Below are 19,898 nucleotides of genomic sequence, written 5' to 3' on the forward strand. Positions count from 1 at the left end.
ACGCTATACCTCCAAGAAATACGTATCTGGCTGATTTGGATCAAACATTTCATTCACCCACATAATAGTTACCATATCTGTGTCGCCTAAATTTTCAATATTATGTGTGTATCCTACTGGTATGTCTACAACTTCTAATTTGTCGCCAGAAACGTAATATTCAATGATTTCATCATCATTAACATGTCTAAAACGAATTACCCCTTTACCTGATACGACTAGAAATTTTTCGTTTTTAGTATGATGCCAGTGATTACCTTTAGTAATACCTGGTTTAGAAATATTTACAGAAACTTGACCACGATCCGGTGTTTTTATAAATTCTGTAAAAGAACCCCTATCATCCACATTCATAAGTAAGGGATAACTAAAGTCTGTACTAGGTAGATAGCTTAAATACGTACTATACAAATCTTTTTCAAACAAGTTATCTAATTTCGGCAATGTTCGATCGAGACGTGACTGTTTGAACTTGTATAATAAATCTACAATTTCTCCCAATGTCACTTTAAATACATTTGGTACTGTAGGTACACCATTTTCAATCGTTGGATTTCCTTCAATAGCACGTTTTATTTCAGCAATGATATCATCCACGTAGTTTAGCGTTAGTTCAACGTCCCGATTATTAACTTGAATCTCTTCGTTACGTGCAATTTTGTAACAAAATGTTGCTATAACTGAGTTATAATTTGGCTTACACCACTTGCCGAATAAATTTGGCCAGCGATAAATATAAACCGTATTGCCATACTCTTCGGCATATTGTCTTAATAGCTGTTCACCTTGCAACTTACTCTCACCATAAGGATTATTTTGTGTTGCTTGTATTGAAGACGATAGTAATATCGCCGGCTTTTTCGTATTTCTAGTTAATATATCAAATACATGATCTAAATAACTCACGTTTCCTAAGCTGAATTCTTTGTCATGTTCAGGTCGATTCACTCCCGCTAAATGCACGACAAAGTCTGCTTTCAACAACGCTGACTCTAATTCTTCCTCTTTAGTTTGTCGATGTACTTCGAAAATATGATGATCTGTCGTTGATGTTAAATCTGCTTTCAAGTTTTTTCCTACAAAACCCTTTGCTCCTGTAATTACAATATTCAACGTCAATCTCTCCTATCTCATTGAAGCTTTATAATCATTCAATTCGTTTCTAACATATTCTAGTGTTAAAAGTTTTTCTTTTATCTCTTCCACCGTTAAAATATGTGTATTATCGGAGTTATATTCATAAGATTGCGTAATCTTTTCGTTACCGGTTTCAACATAATTACTATAATTTAAATCTCTGGAGTCTGCCGGCACTCTAAAATAATCACCCATATCTTCACATTGTGCGTATTCTTCTCTCGTCAACAATGTTTCTGCTTTTTTCTCTCCATGTCGCGTACCAATGATTTCAATTGCATTATCAGCTTCAAACAATTCTAATAATGCGGTCGCAAGATCCCCTACCGTTGAGCTTGGTGCTTTTTGAACCATAATATCGCCTGTCTCTGCATGCTTAAATGCATGAACAACTAGTTCTACCGCATCTTCTAAGCTCATTAAAAATCTTGTCATTTCAGGATCTGTAATCGTTAAAGGTTCTCCAGCTTTGATTTTTTCGATAAACAAAGGAATTACTGATCCTCTTGAAGCCATCACATTACCGTATCTTGTACCGCAAATAAGCGTTTGTTCACTACGAATATTTCTTGATTTGGCTACGAATACTTTTTCCATCATTGCTTTCGAAATACCCATAGCATTAATAGGATACGCTGCCTTATCTGTAGATAAACATATGACTTTTTTAACATTTTGATGAATAGCACTTTGTAAGACATTTTCTGTACCAATAATATTTGTCTTCACTGCCTCAACTGGAAAGAATTCACATGACGGCACTTGTTTTAAAGCTGCTGCATGGAATACGTAATCAACATCTCGCATTGCTGTTTCTACACTTTGACTATCACGCACATCACCAATGTAGAACTTTAATTTTGAATTATTATATTTTTTTCGAATGTCATCTTGTTTTTTCTCATCGCGTGAAAAAATACGAATTTCTTTAATATTAGAATCTAAAAACCGTTTCATAACAGCATTACCGAATGATCCTGTGCCCCCAGTAATTAATAAAATTTTGTCATCGAACATAATTATCTCCCTTTTTGCCATTGGCATAGTTAATAATTTTTTCTTTACTAAAGTCATTGACGATGTCTTGAATAATCGCTTCAACTTCATTACATTTCATATGTTGTACTTTGCCACGATAAATTTTTTCAAATACTTGTTCAGGATGAACCTCATCTTTATTCATAAGCTCTTCAAACATTTTTTCGCCGGGTCTAATCCCTGTATAAGTAATGCGTATGTCGTCTTCTTTTTTACCACTTAGCTTAATTAAATTACGTGCTAAATCTACAATTTTCACTGGTTCTCCCATATCTAGTACAAATACTTCGCCGCCTTCTGCTAATGCCCCTGCCTGCAAAACTAGTCTAGAAGCTTCAGGAATTGTCATAAAGTAACGTGTCATTTCAGGATGTGTCACAGTAACTGGCCCACCTTCTTCAATTTGACTTTTGAAAAGTGGAATCACAGATCCTCTCGATCCAAGTACATTACCAAATCTCACTGCAACAAAATTTGTTCGATGCGTTTCATCATTTAAACTTTGAATAATCATTTCTGCAATTCGCTTTGAAGCTCCCATGACATTAGGTGGATTAACGGCTTTATCCGTAGAAATCATAACGAATTTCTTTACCTCTGCATTTTTTGCAGCTTCAGCAGTATTTTTCGTACCTAAAATATTATTACGTACTGCTTCTTCAGGGTTGTCTTCCATTAACGGCACGTGCTTGTGTGCTGCTGCATGATAAACTGCGTATGGTTTATACATTTCCATAATTTCAAACATACGCGCTCTATTTTGCACATCCGCTATAATAGGAACAATATCAATATTTTTTCCGAAGCGATTTCGCAATTCACGATTGATTAAATAAATACTGTTTTCACCATGGCCAAGTAGAATAATACGTTCTGGATAGAAATTACAAACTTGTCTACAAATTTCTGATCCTATTGAACCACCTGCACCCGTAACTAAAATAGTTTTATTCGTCAATTCATTTGATATCATATCCATATCTAATTCAACAGGATCTCTGCCTAATAAATCTTCTACTTCAACTTTTTTCAGCTGGTTCACTTCTAACTCACCAGACATGACGTCTTCTATGTTTGGCATTTTCAATAACTCAACGCCATCCATATGGCAAATATTATTAATTTCTTTCAAACGCTCTTGACCAATGGTTGGAATTGCAATGATGATTTTTTTAATCTTATATTTCCTCACTAGTTCTGGAATATCCGCAATTTTACCTTGGACTTTTACACCCTCAGTAATTGTGATATTGCGTTTATGTTCGTCATCATCGACTGCTAATACCGGTTCAAGTTTCATTTCATCACTTTTCAACATTTGTCTAATCAGCATTGAACCTGCTTGGCCAGCACCAACAACTAAAGTTGGCTTCTTATTAAATGACTTACCTCCAAGGTATTTCCGATAAATACGCCAAAATAACCTTGAGCCACCTATTAAAATCAAGTGCATCATCCAAGTGATTAAATACAATCTAAAAAACGGTCTATTGCCTGTAACAATTGTCACGACCACCATCGTAATAACGATAGATGTCGTCACAGCTTTAACAATTAATATCAATTCACTCACACTGGCATATTCCCACGCTCGATGATACATATTAAAAATAAATGCTGAAATATGATGCGATATGAATAGTGATATAGCTGCCAATATTAATAATTTGACAGAATATGTTTTGAAATACGGTTCTAAAATGTAATAACTTACGAATACTGAAAATGTCACTATCAGTGAATCGATTAATGCTAGTATTAAAAGCCGCAATTTCACAGATAAATGTGCCATAAAACCCCTCATTTGCTGTTTATAACCCAAACCATCTTTTCTGTTTATAATCTTGTTGTGGCATTCGTTTAGGAATTTTTTTATCATCAACAACTAACTTCGCATTACTAATAAATCCGTTCATATCTTCATAATAATCACGTAATTTCTTATCATTAAATAAGTCTTTCAATAAGAACGGTCTGATTTCTGTGTTATGCGCATCTGAACCGATGAAATGTGTCAGATTGTTTTCAATCATTTGAATTGCTAATTTTCTAATTTTTTTACCGGAAATACCCGCTAATGACGCCGTTGTCACTTGACTTAAAGCACCTTTGTTAATTAAATCGTATAGTATGTCAAGGTTTTGACTTATAGCTTTATTCCGCTCTGGATGTGCAATAATCGGTACAAAGCCTTTACTCTGTAATTCGAAAAATAATTGATCAGTATAGTGTGGAACTTCATTTGATGGGAATTCTATTAGTAAATAACGTGAATCATTAATACCGGTAATAACTTTTCGATCAATATCATTAAGGATTTGATCGGTAATTCTTATTTCCTGACCATAATAAAACTTTAGATTCAGTGCTTGTACTTCCTCTAAGCTTTCAATATGGTTTAAACATGATTTCACTTTTTCTATAGGTGTGGTATATCGAGGATGTAAGTGATGTGATGTTACAATGATTTCTGTAACACCTTGTGTTGTCGCTTGTTTTAAAAGAGCCAGCATCTCTGTTTCATTTGTCGGACCGTCATCGATATTAGGCAATATATGGTTATGAATATCAATCATACTTATTCATCTCCATAATAGTGATAATAACTAGAAGATTTATCTACTTTTGCCTTATTTAAAATGACGCCTAGAATGTTACTGCCTGCTTTTTCCATAAGTGTTTTAGCTTTTTTAACTTCATTTTTATCATTTTTTTCACTATCAATTACTAACAGACTATCTTTAATAGCACGCGCATATAGTTGTGCATCAGTCACGGTATTAACTGGCGGTGTATCGACAATAATAATGTCGTAACGTTTATTAAACATATCAACTAATTCTTTGAACCTTTCAGACCCAATTAACTCAGATGGATTTGGAGGTACAGGACCAGCTGTTAGTAAATCTAAATTATCAATTTCTGTCGACGTAATTGCTTCTGACATAGTCGTTCTACCAATGATTAAGCTTGATAGTCCATTATTATTTTGCTCATTAAAAATATAGTTTTGTGTTGGCTTACGCATATCGCCATCAATAACTAACGTCTTATAGCCTGCTTGTGCATAAGTAATCGCTACATTCGATACAACTGTACTTTTACCTGCACCAGGCTTTTCAGAAGTAACCAATAAGCGCTTTACTTCACCATTTGCTTTTGAAAACATGATGTTTGAACGTATACCACGAAACTTTTCACTAATTGTTGATTTTGGTTTTTCATACACAAATAGTGTTGTTGTCGTATTTTCCTTCTTTGACATAAGTAGCAACCATCCTTAATTATATTTTTGAATTGAACCCAATACAGGCAATCCTAATTCTTTCTCTACATCTTCTTCATCTTTAATTCGCTTATCGAAAATGACTTTGAAGAAGATATATATAAGCGCGACAACTAATCCTAAAAAGAATGCACCGATTAGATTCACTACAGTTTTTGGTGCGACTTTAACTGCTGTACCGTCTGCTTTAGATAAAATTGATACGTTATCCACACTCATAATCTTCGGTATTTGTTTACTTGTAACTTTAGCGAAGCTATTCGCAATTTTTTCCGAATCTTGTTTATGACCACTTTTAACTTGGATGTTGATAAGTTGCGTATTTTCTTGGTTTGTAATTGTCAACATACTCGATAATTTAGATGGTGAATACTTATCATTTAAGTCCTTTGACACCTCATCTAAAATTCTAGGACTTTTAACAATTTCTTTATACGTATTTACAAGTTGAATATTACTTTGAACCTCTTGCGCCATAAACTGAGGATTGTCACCCTTAGTTTGATTCACTAAAATTTGAGTATTAGCTTGATATTTAGGTGATAAGACGAAGAATGTAACAATCGCGCTTATAATTAAAAATAATAGCGGTAAAATAATTAAAATCTTCAAGTTTTTTTGTAATACTTCTTTAATTTTTGTTAATTCTAATGTACTTTCCATTATTTACCTCCCTTAAAAATTTTCATTAAAATTGGTATTATATATATAGTATTTACATATTACATATCGTTTAAACAATTAATTACTTTTAAACCGCATTATTTTCGCCTTTTTATTTATATGAAATTAAAAATAATTATACTCTAAAGTAGTAATATTTTGTGAAATGAGTATCAATCTTAATATTTTCTTTATTTAAAAAATGATTGTCTAGTTTGTATCTCTCTGAAGATTTGGCAATAAATAAAAGCCGATAACCATATAATGATTATCGACTTAAAGTTTATGTGGCATTTTTTTACTTTTGTAATTTCAGGTGAGTTAGATGATTATTATCAGATAGATTATTGCTTATAATCATATGATGTTTGAATGATATCTTTGATTTCACTGATTAGTGCTTCTTTAGGATTAGCAGTTGTACACTGATCTTCAAATGCGAGCTCTGCCATTCTATCAATTGACTCATTTAATTCTTCTTCAGACACACCTTGTGATTTCAAATTCATTTCAATTCCGACTGATTGACCTAATTCGTAGACAGCTTTAGCTAATGATTCTACGAGTGCTTCTGTCGTATTACCTTTTAATCCTAAGAATTTGGCAATATCTGCATAATCTGTATCTGCTCTGAAGAACTCATATTTAGGGAATAATGCATGTTTTTGCGGGTCTTTGGCATTATAACGGATAATATGCGGTAGTAATATCGCATTCGCTCTACCATGCGGAATACCATATTCCCCACCAATTTTATGCGCAATTGAGTGTGCAATGCCTAAGAATGCATTTGCAAATGCCATACCAGCCAAAGTTGATGCGTTATGCATTTTCTCTCTTGAAACTTTATCACCTTTTTCAACAGATGATTTTAAATATTCGAACGTCAATTTAATCGCTTGTAGACTCAAACCTCTTGTGTAATCTGAAGCCATTACAGATACATATGATTCCATTGCATGCGTTAGTACATCCATTCCTGTATCTGCTGTAACGCTTTTTGGCACACTCATCACAAATTGAGGGTCAATAATTGCAACATCAGGTGTTAAAGCAAAATCAGCCAACGGATATTTTACATTTGTTTCACTATCTGTGATAACTGCAAATGGTGTTACTTCTGAACCTGTACCTGATGTCGTAGGGATACAAATGAACGTCGCATTTTCAGGCATGCCTATTTTATAAGTACGTTTACCGATGTCTAGGAACTTTTGTTTAGCACCGAAGAATGATGTCTCAGGGTGTTCAAAGAACATCCACATTGCTTTTGCAGCATCCATCGCTGAACCACCACCAAATGCAATGATTGTATCCGGTTGGAAATCAACCATCATTTCCAGACCTTTATATACTGTATTAGTTGATGGATTCGGTTCGACTTCGCTAAATATTTTAATTTGAGGCTGTTCCGTTCTTTGTCTTAATACATTCTCAACTGTTTTTGTATAACCGAATTCGACCATACCAGGGTCACAGACAATCATCACTTTTTCAATCTTGTCCATTGTTGTTAGACTCATGATTGCATTTTCTTCAAAATAAATTTGAGCAGGCACCTTGAAAATTTGAGTATTATTACGTCGTTTAGCAATTGTTTTTATGTTTAATAAATCTGTCGCACTAACATTATGTGAAATTGAGTTTCTACCGTACGAACCACAACCTAATGTTAAAGACGGAATCAATTCGTTATACATATCACCAATACCTCCAACCGCTGATGGTGTATTTACAAGTACACGACAAGCTTTCATTCTTAGTCCAAAATCTTTTTGTAATGTTTCATCTTCTGTATGGATAACGGCTGTGTGTCCTAATCCACCAAAATGTAGTGTGTCTTCACAAATTTGAAATGCTTGTTTTGTAGATTGGGCTTTTACTAAGGCTAATACTGGAGATAATTTTTCACGAGATAACGGATAGTCTGAACCTACACCGCTAATTTCGGCTATGATAAGTTTTGTATTTTCGGGGACAGGTATACCTGCTAATTCAGCTATTTCAACTGCAGATTTACCGACAATATCAGGCTTAATACCTGTTTTTTGTTCATTCATAATTGCATTTTCTAAGCGTTGTAATTCATCTTTTTTAACAAAGTATGCTTGATGTGCTTTAAATTCATTAGTAACATCTTTATAAATTTCTTTATCAATGACTACAACTTGTTCAGAAGCACAAATCATACCATTATCAAATGTTTTTGAACCAATGATATCATTTACTGCACGTTTAATGTGTGCTGTTTTTTCAATGTAAGACGGCACGTTACCTGGTCCCACACCTAATGCCGGTTTACCAGTTGAATATGCAGACTTAACCATGCCCGAACCACCTGTTGCTAGAACTAATGCAATACCTTTGTGATTCATTAATTGTTTTGTTGCTTCGATAGAAGGTACTTCAATCCACTGAATAATATCTTTAGGTGCACCTGCCTTCATTGCCGCTTCTAATACAACTTCTGCTGCACGCTTCGACGATTCTTGCGCACTTGGATGGAATGCAAAAATAATTGGATTTCCTGTCTTAATTGCAATCATCGCTTTAAAAATAGTTGTCGACGTAGGATTTGTTGTTGGCGTAACACCACAAATAACACCAATTGGTTCCGCTACATACGTTAATCCTTTTTCTTTATCTTCACCAATAATCCCTACTGTCTTATTGTCTTTTATTGAATTCCATATATATTCAGAAGCGTATAAATTTTTAATCGCTTTATCTTCGTATATACCTCTTCCAGTTTCTTCATGTGCTAATTTTGCTAGCACCATATGTTGATCAACAGCTGCTAAACTCATTTGATGAACAATATGATCAATTTCTTCTTGTGACTTTTTAGATAATGCTTCTAATGCTTTTTTCCCTTTGTCAGCTAGAGCATCAATCATAATTGCCACTTCTTGTTCTTTCGATCCACGATTTTCTTTTTCAGGTATAGTTAACATATACAACCACTCCTTTATACTTTGTGAATTATTTCACAAACATTATAGTACATGTCTCTCAGGATATAAAGAAAATTCTATACAAAAAAGTTTAATTTCGAATATTATTTGAACAAATATCAAATTTTAAAATAAATGTTTTCATGAAATCATTGTTATTTCGGTGTTTTTAGAATGATTTTATAATCATAATTTTTTCAATGACATAATTTATTCATAATTATATATTTAATTCTGAATATTCTTTAATAGCCTAAAAAGCTTGTTATATCGCACAAAACACAACATTAAAAGGTTCTTGTCGATACCTATCAATAGATGTTACAAATAAAAAACCTCGAACTGAAATGATGATCTTTTCAGCTCGAGGTTTAAATATTAGTGCCTTATTTATATAGATTCGTTATATTATATTCTCTATTTTCATTAACATAATCCTTAAAGAGTTTTAAATTAATACCTGCTAGATGATTCAAAAATGTTTCATCAACTTTTAAATAATTCAATAATTTTTGTGGTGTCAGTATATTTCTATCAAAATACAACTTTAATAAACTATTCATTTTGACAGGACGTGACATTTCAATCACGTCGTCTAAAGGCTCTTTACTTTTATAGCCTTTTTTATTTAATGATGCCCAAAAATATCTGTACTGAGTACTAGACATTAGACCTAGATAATAGGCTCTCATTGCAATTGCTTGTATAGAAACATACCATTTTTCTTTCAATACAGCTAAATAATCAGGATTTGATTTTTTTGTCATTTGATCAAAGTCTTTTTTAAACGCTTCTTCAGGTAGTAAAAATTCAGAGGCGAAAATATCTGCCTCATGTTCAATTGTCTTATATTCTTCAGGAGATAATAAGTCGAATTGAATATGACGATGTAGAACGAGATGTCCCAGCTCATGTGCAAGATCAAAATTCCTTCTAACTGCTACCCCCTTATTTGTACCCAGTATAATAAAAGGTGTCAGATCTTTACTCCAAAAACTATATGCGTCTATGCTATCATTAATTCGCTTTTCGTATATGACTATACCCGCTTTTTCAAGCATAAATAATAGTGCTTCATTGCTTTCGTCTTGAAGAATTTTAGCCCTCACAACTTTAGCAATTTCTTTTATGCTTTCTTTTTTATTTAGTGATTCTAAATTGCCATTCAACAAGCCATCTAAATTATTTATTAAAGATAAAATAATATTATCCGGTATCTTTACAAAAGAAAATAAGTAGCTAGTTAAATTAGATAAATACATTGCTTGATAATATTGCTTATTTAATAGTTTCGTAGATACTTTATAATTTTTTGCTCTAAAAGCTATACTATGTTTATCGACAGAATTTATTAGGAGCTCTTCGGGCTGCTCGCTAATAAAGTAGCTAGATTTAACATTAAAAATAGATGTCATATCATAAATTTTACTAATTTCTGGCATCATATTTTTTGTTTCATATTGCCAAATTGCTTGTTCACTCACATTTATTTTTTCTGATAATTCTTTTCTACTTAGAGCATTAAGCTTCCTCACGTATTCTAAATTCTTGCCAATAAACATTAACTTCACCTTTCACTTTCAATCATATCGTTACCTTCATCGATATTGATACCAAATGCATGTTCCACATCTATGAGTTCTAACTCTCCATCGTTTTTAAGTACTTCTAACTCTTCTTCGTCAATATGATAATCTTCTCTTTCTACTATTACTTTTTCAATTAACTCTGTCAAATCATCAACCATAATTGCAGAATTTGTTTCTGGATTTGGTAACCATTGTTTGATTGCAGCTAATTGCTTTGATTCTTTATCAATACGATATGTAATAATTAAAAAATAAGAATTAATATCTCTATTACTGCCTTCTTTTATATTAAATAATATACTATCTGCAGTCATTTGATGCCCAATTTCAAAATCTTCTTCAACAGTACCAAAATTAATGTCCCTATTCTTAGCCATAAGTACCTCTAGGTAGTTTTTACTTTTTGGATTTTTATCAGCAACTAAACTCTTCCCTACGCTTACATTTTTTTCATCAAAGTAATCTTCATTTTTCAATATAAACATGATATTATTTTTCTCTTCATCTTTATTAAATATAAACTTTAAATACTTCCATGATGGTCCAGCATTTTCTTTAATATACTTAACAAAATTTTCCAAATGCTTAGCAACTTGATTTTCAATATGATTAGATTTGGTGTGCACATAGGCATCACTAATCACCATACGTTTCTTGACTTCATTTCTCTCATTAACATAGTCCTTATATCCCGCGATAATTCCTTTAACAATAGATTCTCTTACTTCTTGTTTAATTGTTTCCAAATTAATCACTTCATAATATTAAGTTATATAAAATATAAGCCTCATTTTTTGTAAAATCAACATTTTCCTTAAAGTATATTGGTGTTTAATAGTGATTAGTTTAAACAAAAACAAAAACTTACCCGATTAAAATCAAGTAAGTTTTACATATATCCGTCACTTTTCAACTTTAAAATCAACAACTTGCGGGATACGCATCAAATTATTATTTGATAAAAAATCAATAAGTAATTGTGCGCCTTCAACTTGAATATCTTTTACAACTGGCGCGTCGATATACATATCATACTGACCACCGCCAACTGCACGATAATTATTTACACAAATTGTATATGTCTGCTTTAAATCAACTGCGTGACCTTGAATCATCATATCACTCACACGTTGTCCCTTTGGTCTTCCAACATGAATGGTATAACTTAAGCCACCATATATATCATAATTAAAGTGTTGTGGTTTGGGTTCAAGGAAGTCTGCGCTCACACTAACTTCATCATTTTTCACGTCAAAATATTCTGCTGATCGTTCAATGGCTTCTTTAAGTTTGGCACCACTTACAGCTAAAACTTTAAATATATTTGGAAATGGGTAATTGTTAATAACATCTCGCATCGTCACGACTTGCTTGAAACCACTAGCAGAATCAAACAAAGCTGTACAGGCAACATCTGCACCACTTTTTTCTAATAAAGCGTAATTCATAAAATTTGTAAAAGGATGCGGAGCTACACGTGCCTCAAATGCATGATTAATCGTCATATCATATGGCAATGTAGTAATTTCGTAATCTAACCAGTCCTCTAACTGCTTTCGTATATGTTGGTCATCTTCATCAATAGTAAATGTGGGATCATCTATAACAGGAAGTAATTCACATGATTCAACGGATAGATTTTCATATTCATCAGTACTCAAGACAACTTTTCCTACAGTTGTACCTCTTGTACCAGGTTGAATCACAGCCGTATCCTTAAACCTTTCAGCAATTTGTCGATGCTGGTGACCAGTAATAAAGATATCTATTTCTTTAGAAAACGCTTCTAACATGGCATATCCTTCATTTTCACCCGTTAACACTTCGGTCGGCGTACCACTTTCTAAATCCTTTTCAAATCCACCATGGTAACAAACCACAATGATATCTGCATGTCGCTTCATTTCAGGCAAGTGTTGTTGAAGTGTTTCAAAAGCACTATGAAACGTAAGTGACTGAATATGCTCTGGTTGTTCCCAATGGGGAATAAATTGTGTCGTTAAACCTATCACACCAACCGTTTGATCTCCAACCTGAAAATACTGCACACCGTTATCACTCAATGTACTATCATTTTCATAAATATTAGCACACAAAACTGGATAATTGAGTCTGCGTAAAGTGTCTTTTAAGTATGGTAATCCATAATTAAATTCATGATTACCAAGCGTACCAAAGTCAAATGACATTCGATTATAAAAATCAACTAAAGGCTGGCTACTGCCGCTATGCGCGATTAAGTAATTACAAAATGGTGACCCTTGCAAAAAATCACCATTATCTATTTTAAAACTTTGGTCATACTGCCTTCTGTCTTGTTCTATAACATGATTCGCTAGTAACAATCCCATAGGTTGATATTGATTTCTACTCGTAAAATCTGTTGGGAAAATATAACCATGTACGTCACTCACGACATAAAATGCTATGTTTGACATCCTCACTCACTCCTTCAATCACAAACATCTTTCTTATTTCTATTATATATTTATTTGAAGTCTGTTGTAATCAAGGTTTTGTCACCGAGTTTTAAACGAATCTTTGAACCTTCCATACTTTCAAGTACTTTAGCATTGACCTTAATTGTGGCATTTCCGTTTTCATCTGCTTTAACTGTTGGCAAAGTACTGTAACCTGGCGGGTTATAATCGTTATCTTTACTTGAAAATTGTCCGATTTGACGTCCGCCTTCTTTGTAAATACCAACTCTAAGATTTTCAAGTGTTTGATTTGCTTCAAATCCTTTTAAATGTATTGTCACTTCAAATGGCTCATTTATAGAAACATTTTGCGGGATATCAAATGATATTTTTACATTCTGATTTGGTGGCGTATGATCATCTGGTGTGTTTGGCTGAGGATCTGCGCCTTTTTCACTGCCATAACTACCTGCTTTAAATGTTTTTGGGTCATACCATTTATAACCATTAGGCGGTTGTGACCATGGCTCTTTTTCAGGCTCAGTTGAACGCTCTGGTCGTTCAAAATCAAGCAACTTAGTCTTTGTATCTAATGTTAGGCCACTCGCCTTAAGTGATTTCCCATCATTATTTTTAGACATCCAAGCCGTTATATTATTTAATAGCTTACCGTTGTCTTGTTCTTTAAAACCATCATATGTTTTCTTCTTTTCTCCATTATCTTCTCTTACATATTTGGGCGAACTATCTTCCACAAGTGATGAATCACCGATAAATGCTGCTTTACCTTTTCCAACTTTAGAAATTGCTACATAGGGACCTTCTGCTTTACCGCCGCCATTATAAATACCTTGATCTACAGCATGTGACCATTTACTTTTCGCTGGCAATTGTTCTGGTGTATACACAATACCTTTTGCTTTCTCTGGATTAGTAATTGCTAATGTCGATCCAGCATGCATAGATACAGATTTCACACCTTCAGTAATACCGAAACTTTCTTTTGAAGAAACAATATTGCTCGTATTTAAATCACCTAGTGCATTATATCGAAAACGTACGCCAAAGTTTGTAGATAACCAATCTGAACTTTTCACACCTTGCATTGCAGTAGAACTTTTTTCTTCTGCATTCATACCTTTCGACATATCTTCATACGCTCCACGTCGATAACCATTCATTGCCTCCGATGAATCAATACGATTTAAATTTCGGTCAGCATTGTAATGATCTGAAATAAAGACAACATTTCCACCTTGTTTCACATAGTTAACAATTGCTGCCTGTTCTGATTCTTTGAAAGGAATGTTAGCCTCAGGAATTACAAATATTTTGGAACTTTTCAAACTTGCTTCTGTTATGTTCGAATGACCATCAATAGCTTTAACGTCATAACCTTGTTTTTGTATTGAATCCGCATAATCTGAAAATGCACCATCACTAACCCAATCTGCAGCACCAGCTGTTTGACCATGGGAACGATCGAATAATACCGTTTGCTGTTGCTTTGTAGGTTGTGATTCATGCGTTATAGCTAAAGATTGCGGTAAAGCACTTAATGATACCGTTGCAACAATTGCAGAGACAGTTAATGACTTATATATTTTTTTCATTTTGTGAGGCTCCTTTTAAAATAAATTTGTTCTTGAATTATAGGATAAATATATGTTTGAAATGGGCAATTTAACGAAATATTTACAAAATCTTATCAAACTCTTAAAGAAAGTTATTAAAATTCATTTTTATAAAATACTTTTTCGCATTTAAATGTGGTACGCTATAAGTGTAATTTCATTGCATACATATTACACGATTAAGAATGTGAAGGGGACAGTTATCAAATGAAAAAATTTAAGTGTTTATTTGTATTAATGTTAGCAGTCATTGTTTTTGCAGCAGCATGTGGAAATTCAAGTTCTTTAGATAATCAAAAGAACGCTAGTAATGATTCGGATTCTAAATCAGGAGGATACAAACCTAAAGAATTAACAGTACAATTTGTACCTTCGCAAAATGCTGGAACATTAGAGGCTAAAGCAAAACCATTAGAAAAATTACTATCTAAAGAATTAGGAATTCCAGTTAAAGTGTCTGTATCAACTAACTACAATACAATTGTTGAAGCTATGAAGTCTAAAAAAGTTGATGTTGGGTTCTTACCACCAACGGCATACACATTAGCACATGATCAAAAAGCGGCTGATTTATTATTACAAGCACAACGTTTTGGTGTAAAAGAAGATGGTTCAGCAAGTAAAGAACTTGTAGATAGTTATAAATCAGAAATTCTTGTTAAAAAAGACTCAAAAATTAAAAGCTTGAAAGATTTAAAAGGTAAGAAAATTGCCTTACAAGATGTAACATCAACTGCTGGATATACATTCCCACTTGCGATGTTAAAAAACGAAGCAGGTATTAATGCAACTAAAGATATGAAAATTGTGAATGTTAAAGGTCATGACCAAGCAGTTATCTCATTATTAAATGGAGATGTAGATGCTGCGGCTGTATTTAACGATGCACGTAATACTGTGAAAAAAGACCAACCAAATGTATTTAAAGACACACGAATTTTAAAATTAACACAAGCTATTCCGAATGACACAATTTCTGTAAGACCAGATATGGATAAAGATTTCCAAGAGAAATTGAAAAAAGCTTTTATAGACATTGCTAAATCAAAAGAAGGTCACAAAATTATTAGCGAAGTTTATTCACATGAAGGATACACAGAAACGAAAGATTCAAATTTCGACATTGTAAGAGAGTACGAAAAATTAGTTAAAGATATGAAATAATCATTATTTAACAAATGAATCATTATCGAATTTGGTATTAAAAGCTTTCGTTCAATAGATATATTCTAGATTAATATTGAAAAGCTAGGCGCTAAACTGAAACAGATATAGAAAGGTGTCGCTGTACATTTGAAACCATTTGTACACAGAAACCCAATGTCTATGATATTTCAGTTTACCTTGGCTTTTCTTTATTAAAGAAAGGTGTCAAACATGAGTCAAATCGAATTTAAAAACGTCAGTAAAGTCTATCCTAACGGTCATGTAGGCTTGAAAAATATTAACTTAAATATTGAAAAAGGTGAATTTGCAGTCATTGTCGGACTATCTGGTGCTGGGAAATCCACGTTATTAAGATCTGTAAATCGTTTGCATGATATCACGTCAGGTGAAATTTTCATTCAAGGTAAATCAATCACTAAAGCCCATGGTAAAGCATTATTAGAAATGCGCCGAAATATAGGCATGATTTTCCAACATTTTAATTTAGTTAAACGGTCAAGTGTATTACGAAATGTACTAAGTGGACGTGTAGGTTATCACCCTACTTGGAAAATGGTATTAGGTTTATTTCCAAAAGAAGACAAAATTAAAGCAATGGATGCACTAGAACGGGTCAACATCTTAGATAAATATAATCAACGCTCTGATGAATTATCAGGTGGCCAACAACAACGTATATCTATTGCACGTGCGCTATGCCAAGAATCCGAAATTATTCTTGCAGATGAACCAGTTGCTTCATTAGACCCATTAACAACGAAACAGGTTATGGATGATTTAAGAAAAATCAACCAAGAATTAGGCATCACAATTTTAATTAATTTACATTTTGTTGACTTGGCAAAAGAATATGGCACACGCATCATTGGTTTACGTGATGGTGAGGTTGTCTATGATGGTCCTGCATCTGAAGCAACAGATGACGTATTTAGTGAAATATATGGACGTACAATTAAAGAAGATGAAAAGCTAGGAGTGAACTAACATGCCTATAGAAACACCTACAAAGTATGACTCCCTTTTAAAGAAAAAGGTTTCTTTAAAAACGAGTTTTACCTTCATGTTAATCATTGTGCTTATCATTTGGAGCTTCATTTATACGGGGTTTAATTTTGGAGATTTAATGATAGGAATACCTCAAATAGGTGATCTATTCAAACAAATGATTCCACCTGATTTCGAGTATTTACAACAAATTACAACGCCAATGTTAGATACCATTCGAATGGCTATCGTAAGTACAGTATTAGGTAGCATCGTTTCAATACCAATTGTGTTATTATGTGCTAGCAATATCGTTCATCAAAAGTGGATTTCAATACCCTCGCGTTTTATTTTAAATATAGTTCGTACTATACCGGATTTGCTATTAGCTGCAATCTTTGTGGCTGTATTTGGAATCGGTCAAATTCCAGGGATATTAGCATTGTTTATTTTAACTATCTGTATTATTGGAAAATTATTATATGAATCATTGGAAACGATAGATCCAGGTCCAATGGAAGCAATGACGGCTGTTGGCGCTAATAAAATAAAATGGATTGTTTTCGGTGTTGTACCACAAGCCATATCGTCATTTATGTCATACGTATTATATGCATTTGAAGTAAATATACGTGCTTCAGCTGTGCTTGGATTAGTCGGCGCTGGCGGTATTGGATTGTTTTATGATCAAACACTTGGTTTATTTCAATATCCAAAAACAGCAACGATTATTTTATTTACTTTAGTTATCGTCGTCGTCATTGATTACATCAGTACGAAAGTGAGGGCACATCTCGCATGACACAGGAAATAGCAAAATATAATGTTCACACAAAAGCACACAAACGAAAATTGATTAAAAGATGGCTTATTGCAATTGTCGTCTTAGCTATTATCATCTGGGCATTTTCAGGTGTACCAAGTTTAGAACTTAAAAGTAAATCATTAGAAATCTTAAAATCCATATTCAGCGGATTATTCCATCCTGATATCAGCTATATCTATATACCAGATGGCGAAGACTTATTACGTGGTTTACTTGAAACCTTTGCGATAGCCGTTGTAGGTACTTTCATCGCCGCAATTATCTGTATTCCATTAGCATTTCTAGGTGCAAATAATATGGTAAAGTTACGCCCAGTTTCAGGTGTTAGCAAATTCATTTTAAGTGTTATACGTGTCTTCCCAGAAATTGTAATGGCACTTATATTTATCAAAGCTGTTGGCCCAGGTTCATTTTCAGGTGTATTAGCTTTAGGTATCCATTCCGTAGGTATGCTTGGGAAACTTTTAGCTGAAGATATTGAAGGTCTAGATTTCAGTGCTGTAGAATCATTAAAGGCCAGTGGTGCAAATAAAATTAAAACACTCGTATTTGCAGTCATACCACAAATTATGCCTGCCTTTCTATCACTCATACTTTATCGCTTTGAACTAAACTTACGTTCAGCTTCTATACTGGGGCTGATTGGGGCTGGTGGTATCGGGACACCACTCATATTTGCCATTCAAACACGTTCTTGGGACCGTGTAGGTATTATATTAATCGGTTTAGTACTAATGGTCGCAATTGTCGATTTAATTTCCGGTTCAATCCGAAAACGTATTGTTTAACATTAAATCAGGATACTCCTAAATAAGAGGTCCTACCGTCTTACGTTTCTCTATTATAATAAAAACAGCAGTGAAGAAAACTATTGTTATAGTTAACTTCACTGCTGTTTTTATAATATCTAAATTTATTCTATTTCAATTCCTTTAAATAACTTTTACCGAACTCTGGTAATGTTACGTTGAAATTATCTGCTATAGTTGCACCGATAGAACTGAATGTAGTATCACTTTCTAGTGCATGACCACCTTTAAATTTCGGACTGTACATAATTACTGGGATATATTCTCTCGTATGGTCCGTACCTGGCGCTGTCGGGTCATTACCATGGTCTGCTGTAATAATTACTAAATCGTCTTCTTTTAAGTTGCTAAACAGTTCTGGCAAGCGATCATCGAAATCTTTAATTGCTTGTGCATAACCCGGTTTATCACGACGATGACCGTATAATGCATCAAAGTCTACTAAGTTTAAGAAGCTAATACCTGTGAAATCTTTCTTAACAATTTTCATCAATTGATCCATACCGTCCATGTTACTCTTCGTACGAACCGCTTCTGTTACACCTTCACCATCATAAATGTCATTAATTTTACCGATGGCAATGACATCATAACCACCGTCTTTCAAATGATCTAAGACAGTTTTACCAAAAGGTTTTAACGCATAGTCATGTCGATTAGATGTACGTGTAAAGTTTCCTGGTTCACCAACATATGGACGTGCGATAATACGACCAATTAAATATTTAGGGTCTTTTGTCAACTCACGAACCTTTTCACAAATATCATATAACTCTTCTAATGGGATAATGTCTTCATGTGCAGCAATTTGCAATACTGGGTCTGCACTTGTATAAACAATTAAGTCACCAGTTTTCATTTGGTGCTCGCCCCACTCATCGATAATTTGCGTACCCGATGCCGGTTTGTTAGCAACAACTTTACGACCTGTCATTTCTTCAATTTGTTGAATTAACTCTTCAGGGAATCCATTAGGGTATACTTTAAAAGGTTGCATAATATTTAATCCCATAATTTCCCAGTGACCAGTCATTGTATCTTTACCAACTGAAGCTTCACTCAATTTAGTATAGTATGCTTCTGGTTGTTCAACTGCATTTACTACTGGTAATTTATCGATGTTCCCTAGACCTAACTTTTCAAGGTTTGGTAAAGTTTGATCGAAGCCTTCTAAGGTATGTCTTAAAGTATGTGAACCTTCATCTTTAAAATCAGCTGCGTCTGGCGCTTCACCAATACCTACTGAATCCATTACGATTAAATGTACACGATTAAATGGTCTTGTCATAGCTATCACTCCCAAATTTTATATATATTAGTAATCTGAATCTGCTTCTAAACCTTGCATAATTTGAACGCCTGCGCTCGCACCAATACGTGTCGCACCTGCT

16 protein-coding genes and 1 pseudogene are annotated in these 19,898 nt (G+C 33.6%); 4 read left to right on the forward strand and 13 right to left on the reverse strand.

The genetic code is table 11. The features are described from left to right. Positions 1 to 3: 3 nt before the first annotated feature. The 11 genes from cap8F to ACXQH5_RS04925 form a co-directional block, all read right to left on the reverse strand. Complete coding sequence (gene cap8F, locus ACXQH5_RS04875) at positions 4 to 1,113, reverse strand: type 8 capsular polysaccharide synthesis protein Cap8F (protein WP_001028285.1); 1,110 nt, start codon at positions 1,111 to 1,113, stop codon at positions 4 to 6. 12 nt (positions 1,114 to 1,125) lie between these two features. Next, positions 1,126 to 2,154, reverse strand: a complete 1,029-nt coding sequence (gene cap8E, locus ACXQH5_RS04880; protein WP_000459065.1) for a type 8 capsular polysaccharide synthesis protein Cap8E — start codon at positions 2,152 to 2,154, stop codon at positions 1,126 to 1,128. Then, complete coding sequence (gene cap8D, locus ACXQH5_RS04885; RefSeq protein ID WP_000940777.1) at positions 2,144 to 3,967, reverse strand: type 8 capsular polysaccharide synthesis protein Cap8D; 1,824 nt, start codon at positions 3,965 to 3,967, stop codon at positions 2,144 to 2,146. Before cap8D ends, cap8E begins: the two co-directional genes overlap by 11 nt. Positions 3,968 to 3,986: 19 nt before the next feature. Further along, a complete protein-coding gene (gene cap8C, locus ACXQH5_RS04890) occupies positions 3,987 to 4,751 on the reverse strand; it encodes a type 8 capsular polysaccharide synthesis protein Cap8C (RefSeq protein ID WP_000565290.1) in 765 nt (254 codons plus the stop codon). A gap of 2 nt (positions 4,752 to 4,753) precedes the next feature. Further along, positions 4,754 to 5,440, reverse strand: a complete 687-nt coding sequence (cap8B, locus tag ACXQH5_RS04895) for a type 8 capsular polysaccharide synthesis protein Cap8B (RefSeq protein ID WP_000037326.1) — start codon at positions 5,438 to 5,440, stop codon at positions 4,754 to 4,756. A gap of 15 nt (positions 5,441 to 5,455) precedes the next feature. Then, on the reverse strand, positions 5,456 to 6,124 hold the full coding sequence (capA, locus tag ACXQH5_RS04900; protein ID WP_000446300.1) for a capsular polysaccharide type 5/8 biosynthesis protein CapA: 669 nt from the start codon (positions 6,122 to 6,124) through the stop codon (positions 5,456 to 5,458). Between the two features lie 344 nt (positions 6,125 to 6,468). After that, positions 6,469 to 9,078, reverse strand: a complete 2,610-nt coding sequence (gene adhE / locus ACXQH5_RS04905; RefSeq protein WP_000955780.1) for a bifunctional acetaldehyde-CoA/alcohol dehydrogenase — start codon at positions 9,076 to 9,078, stop codon at positions 6,469 to 6,471. 386 nt (positions 9,079 to 9,464) lie between these two features. Then, complete coding sequence (locus tag ACXQH5_RS04910; protein WP_000469827.1) at positions 9,465 to 10,640, reverse strand: spr1629 family repressor/antitoxin; 1,176 nt, start codon at positions 10,638 to 10,640, stop codon at positions 9,465 to 9,467. A 5-nt stretch (positions 10,641 to 10,645) separates the two neighbouring features. Then, on the reverse strand, positions 10,646 to 11,413 hold the full coding sequence (locus ACXQH5_RS04915; protein WP_000447777.1) for a spr1630 family ClpXP-sensitive toxin: 768 nt from the start codon (positions 11,411 to 11,413) through the stop codon (positions 10,646 to 10,648). A 156-nt stretch (positions 11,414 to 11,569) separates the two neighbouring features. Then, positions 11,570 to 13,105 carry a bifunctional metallophosphatase/5'-nucleotidase gene (locus ACXQH5_RS04920; protein ID WP_000065054.1) on the reverse strand — a complete coding sequence of 512 codons (1,536 nt, stop codon included), beginning with the start codon at positions 13,103 to 13,105 and terminating at the stop codon, positions 11,570 to 11,572. A 50-nt stretch (positions 13,106 to 13,155) separates the two neighbouring features. Next, a complete protein-coding gene (locus tag ACXQH5_RS04925; protein ID WP_000725587.1) occupies positions 13,156 to 14,700 on the reverse strand; it encodes a hypothetical protein in 1,545 nt (514 codons plus the stop codon). A gap of 228 nt (positions 14,701 to 14,928) precedes the next feature. Between ACXQH5_RS04925 and ACXQH5_RS04930 the strand changes: the two genes are divergently transcribed. The 4 genes from ACXQH5_RS04930 (at position 14,929) to phnE (ACXQH5_RS04945) (ending at position 18,486) form a co-directional block, all read left to right on the forward strand. Beyond that, positions 14,929 to 15,885, forward strand: a complete 957-nt coding sequence (locus ACXQH5_RS04930; RefSeq protein ID WP_000713597.1) for a phosphate/phosphite/phosphonate ABC transporter substrate-binding protein — start codon at positions 14,929 to 14,931, stop codon at positions 15,883 to 15,885. Positions 15,886 to 16,098: 213 nt separating this feature from the next. Beyond that, entirely contained in the window at positions 16,099 to 16,872 is a 774-nt protein-coding gene (phnC, locus tag ACXQH5_RS04935) for a phosphonate ABC transporter ATP-binding protein (RefSeq protein ID WP_000078092.1), read from the forward strand. A gap of 1 nt (position 16,873) precedes the next feature. After that, positions 16,874 to 17,674: a phosphonate ABC transporter, permease protein PhnE gene (gene phnE / locus ACXQH5_RS04940; protein ID WP_001121196.1), complete on the forward strand. Its 801-nt coding sequence runs from the start codon at positions 16,874 to 16,876 to the stop codon at positions 17,672 to 17,674. Next, positions 17,671 to 18,486 carry a phosphonate ABC transporter, permease protein PhnE gene (gene phnE, locus ACXQH5_RS04945; protein WP_000191097.1) on the forward strand — a complete coding sequence of 272 codons (816 nt, stop codon included), beginning with the start codon at positions 17,671 to 17,673 and terminating at the stop codon, positions 18,484 to 18,486. Before phnE (ACXQH5_RS04940) ends, phnE (ACXQH5_RS04945) begins: the two co-directional genes overlap by 4 nt. Before the next feature lie 130 nt (positions 18,487 to 18,616). Here the strand turns inward: phnE (ACXQH5_RS04945) and deoB are convergent, their stop codons facing one another. After that, positions 18,617 to 19,795 (reverse strand): phosphopentomutase, encoded by a 1,179-nt coding sequence (gene deoB / locus ACXQH5_RS04950; protein WP_000197806.1) that lies wholly within the window; start codon positions 19,793 to 19,795, stop codon positions 18,617 to 18,619. A gap of 27 nt (positions 19,796 to 19,822) precedes the next feature. Further along, positions 19,823 to 19,898 (reverse strand): annotated as a pseudogene (locus ACXQH5_RS04955) (deoxyribose-phosphate aldolase); the annotation flags it as partial.

This window comes from Staphylococcus sp. SA22 (assembly GCF_054165785.1).